The 4008-nt window shown below is 41.7% G+C and carries 4 protein-coding genes and 1 pseudogene; 2 read left to right on the top strand and 3 right to left on the bottom strand.

The window, feature by feature from the left end:
• Positions 1 to 171: 171 nt before the first annotated feature.
• Positions 172 to 351, bottom strand: coding sequence for a hypothetical protein (locus IM496_RS14020; RefSeq protein WP_002747944.1), 180 nt, complete (start codon positions 349 to 351; stop codon positions 172 to 174).
• 53 nt (positions 352 to 404) lie between these two features.
• On the bottom strand, positions 405 to 1964 hold the full coding sequence (locus IM496_RS14025; RefSeq protein ID WP_287662271.1) for a hypothetical protein: 1560 nt from the start codon (positions 1962 to 1964) through the stop codon (positions 405 to 407).
• Between the two features lie 212 nt (positions 1965 to 2176).
• Here IM496_RS14025 and IM496_RS14030 point away from each other — a divergent pair, with 212 nt between their 5' ends.
• Positions 2177 to 2668, top strand: coding sequence for a hypothetical protein (locus IM496_RS14030; protein ID WP_194015233.1), 492 nt, complete (start codon positions 2177 to 2179; stop codon positions 2666 to 2668).
• Here the strand turns inward: IM496_RS14030 and IM496_RS14035 are convergent.
• On the bottom strand, positions 2665 to 3699 hold the full coding sequence (locus tag IM496_RS14035) for a M42 family metallopeptidase (protein WP_287662272.1): 1035 nt from the start codon (positions 3697 to 3699) through the stop codon (positions 2665 to 2667). The genes IM496_RS14030 and IM496_RS14035 overlap by 4 nt on opposite strands.
• Before the next feature lie 102 nt (positions 3700 to 3801).
• Here IM496_RS14035 and IM496_RS14040 point away from each other — a divergent pair.
• Positions 3802 to 4008, top strand: a pseudogene (locus IM496_RS14040) (IS630-like element ISMae26 family transposase); the annotation flags it as partial.

Consider the following 4008-nt stretch of genomic DNA (forward strand, 5'->3'; position numbering starts at 1 on the left):
ATTAGCCCACCACCAATATCGAATTAATCAAAAAATTCAATTTTGTTTATCTGTAGGGGCGAACCGCGTTCGCCCAGAGCCAATAATTAGCCCACCACCAATATCGAATTAATCAAAAAATTCAATTTTGTTTATCTGTAGAGGCGAACCGCGTTCGCCCACCCCCAATTATTAACCCACCACCAATTTGTGTAAGGTTTCTAGCTTTTGATCGAAATCTTTTTCGAGATTATCTAGCTTTTGATCAACATCTTGCTGTAAGGTGTCTAGCTTTCGATCAACACTTTGAATACTATCTTTAATTTCCTTAAGGACAGATTCGAGGGAATAGGGAATGGTTTCTGCTGTCATGGCGGTTAACTCCTATCAGTCGATAGATCATGTAATTATCGATAAAAATCCTCTTAATTCTCCACTTCATTTTTTTCGGGAAATCTCGCCTCATCTTCCAATTTATCGCTGATTTCTGGCAGTTTTAGCAATATTCCAGCGAATAACCAATAGTAAACAGAAACAGGCTCGACGGAGAGAGGATAATAGTAGGGATTATAGCTAATAAAAAGTATAAAAATCCAGATACAGAGACCCCAATGCTTTAAAGCAGGATTTTTTACTTTTAAATAGGCTTTAAAGGTGAGAATACAGAGAATTGTCACCAGTGCCATAAAAGCGATAAAACCGACGATACCGATTTCGTAGATAAGTTTAGCGTAGTAGGTTTCAATTAGTCTTATTCCCTCTTCTCCCACTATATGACGAGCGCCACTACTGGCTGTGCCTAAACCAAGACCAAAAAGCTGTGCATATTTGAAGACCCACTGCATTTGATCGACTACAAAGTCAATGGGAGACGAATATAACCAGCGACCGATAAAATTTAGTCCTCTTTCCCGAATAAAGGGAATTAACGTCACCGCGAGCAGGGAAAGCAACCCCAAGATTCCCAATCTTAATGGTAACTTTTGCTTATTTTTGCTGGTAGCAATAAAAAGAACCAAGTAAAACAAAGGTACTAGCAATAAAGGTAATCTTTGTCCAGAAACCAGAGTCGCAAGGAAGACTAAAACCATTGCCACCCAACCAGCGACGCGCCATCTTTTTTGTGGATCACTAAAACTGGCGGCGTAACTGATGACGCTACTAGATACTAAAAACCAACCCCATTGCCAAGGATCGGAAAATGTGCCGGGGAGACGAATTAAGCCTCGATCGGGATTATACAACACCGAACCGCCGACAAAACATTGAGCTTTCAAGCTGGCTTTTTCGCTAATATCTGGATAAAATTGGGTGTCGGATTTCGGGGCAGTAACTTCTAGTTGATTGAGGAATTCACTATCGGGACAGATGCCTTGGACGAGTAAGAAGTATTGAATTAGAACTAAAACGCAACAGACTAGGATCATCACGATTAAAAGCCGATTAACCACGAATAAATCCCGTTTTTCCTTGATTAGATAGTAGCCACAGAGAACCAGGGGAATATAACCGAGGAGGGTTTTTAATCCTACAATTCCCACAGCAATTGCTCCTTGGGGCAGATTGACAAAAAGAAAAGTTATCAAGCTGATGGCAAGTAAAATTGAAGCCGTGAGGAGAAAAGGCTTGATTTGGGGGCTTAATTGCTTAAAAGTTTTGGTTTTAAGTAAAATTGCCGCTAAAGCTGGGAAATAAAAGGCATCCTTGGCGATTTTGTAGAGAGCATAGGATGGCTCTTCACCAATAAAGTTGCCCTTTACCTGAAAAACTCTGGCCACGGCAAAAGTGACGGTACTACTCAGGGGAAGATAGATGATTAGGGCTAATAATCCCAGACGGGGATGGATAAAAGAAGCGACCATGGCAGGAACTGCGAAAATTCCTAACAAGGCGGCTTTTTTGTCCAATACAATCCCTAAAACTAGACTAATTATTATGGTAGAGATCGCCAGTATATTTAGTAAGAGATAGTTCCTCTCTTTCATATTGTGCAGCTTTGAGCAGGTTTAGGAGAAAGTGTACCGGATTTTTGCCGAGATTCTCATTGTCAATGGGGAAGTGGGGAGCTTTTCAGTCATCAGTTTACCGATAACTGAAAAGCTGATCACTGATTCAAGGCTGATGGCCGAGAGTTTCCTTTTGCTTCTTAGCTTTTGCTATACTTGTGTAAAATTTTATTTATCTCGATCTTGACTCCGTGGCCGAAAATCCTTCTTTTCAAGACCTTTATCAAGCTGGCATCAGTGCCTTTGAGCGTGGACAATATCGTCTTAGTATCCAGCAATTAAATGCGGCTTTAGCCTTAATTTCCTTAGGATCCCGAGCAGGGGGTGAGATACAAATTTGGTTAATTTCTGCCCATCAGGGGTTGGGAGAGGGGGAGAAAGCCAGTGAAATCTGTAAGCAACTTATTACCCATCCTATCTATCAAATTCGCGAACAGGCCAAGCGTCTGCTTTATATTATCGAAGCTCCCCGTCTCAAACGCCCAGATGAATGGATGACGAAGATCCCCGATTTAGAGAAACTTCCCGATAGCGCACCGCAATTTAAAAAGGGGACAAATAAACAGAAAAAAGAAGAACCCCCCGCACCCATGCAGTTAGAGCAGCATAAAAATACTGTTTTTAGCGGACTGGCGATCGCTGTTGTTCTATTGATGCTCTGGTTTTTTGCTAAAAATGGTTAAATTAGTTGACAATAAGCTTCTAATATGCTAATGCAGTTAGCTATGGCTCCTAAATGGGCGATTTCATAACCGTGGGTGTTTTGGGTGGGAAAACCTAAGCAAGCGGCCTTAGCTATATGACCGAATTTCATAGCAATGGAGGCATCGCTACCAAAACCACTAATAATGGCTAATTGTAGGGTTATTCCCGCCTTTTCAGCCGCTATTCTTAATTCTTGATTTAATTCCTCATCATAGATACCGTAACCATCCTGAGACAATAAAACAGGACTGCTGCCATCCTTAATCGGATATTCAGGAGCGAGGGGACAGATTTCTAGGGCAATTAAAGCATCTAAGCGGTTATTTGCGGTGAAAAATAAGGCTCCTAAGGCTCCCACCTCCTCCTTTGCTGAGGCAACCAGATATATATCCACCGCAGGGTTAATTATTCTGGCCGCTAATGCCAAAAGAATCGCCACGGAAGCTTTATTATCGAGGGTATAACTAGCAATGTAGTCTTTTAGTCGAAAGGGTTGTTTTCGGTGTTTTCCCACCACGACTCGACTACCGACGCGCACCCCGCAAGCGTCTAATTCTTCTGGAGTCAATTTCGTCTCTATCCATGCGGATTCCCAGGTGACGGGAGTGTTTTCCTGCTGCACTTTTTGCGGGGATTCATGGGAAATATGACGGGAACCAAAAGAGAGAATCCCCGATCTGGTTTCCCTATCACCGATAATATCTACCACTCCCTCTCCGTAAATCCAAGGAAAAGCGCCCCCGAGTCGGCGAATTTGCAGAGTACCATCGGTATTAATTGCCTTGATAATAGCACCAATTTCGTCTTTATGGCCGGTAATAGCAATTTTTTTAGTCGAATCTTGTCCTTTAATTTTGCCGATGACGTTTCCCGCTTGATCTTGCCATGTTTCTAATCCTAACTCTTGAAAGCGTTCTAGTAAAAACCGATCAATTTCCGTTTCCATTCCACTAGGAGAATGATGGAGGACAAGAGTAGCAATAGTGTCAAAGAGTTGATCAAAATCCATATTTATCTTGATTTGTGGGTGGAAAAAGAATTATAGCAATTCTTGGAACTATGAGGTACAATGGAAAGCAAATAGACAAATAATAGAACTAGCCCGCTTCCTATGAGACCCTATTCCGTAGATTTTCGCCAAAAAATTATCGATGTCTGGAAGAAAGAAAAAATTTCCATTCGAGGACTAGCCCAGAGATTTGACGTGGCTAAAAGCTTTATTCAGAAGTTATTGAAGCAACATAAAGAAACAGGAGATATCCGTCCTCGTCCACAAGGGGGAAGTCCGCCAACCAAGTTAAATAGTGAACAACTGATA

Origin of the sequence: Microcystis sp. M049S2, assembly GCF_020245625.1 — a bacterium.
Taxonomy (GTDB): domain Bacteria; phylum Cyanobacteriota; class Cyanobacteriia; order Cyanobacteriales; family Microcystaceae; genus Microcystis; species Microcystis ichthyoblabe_A.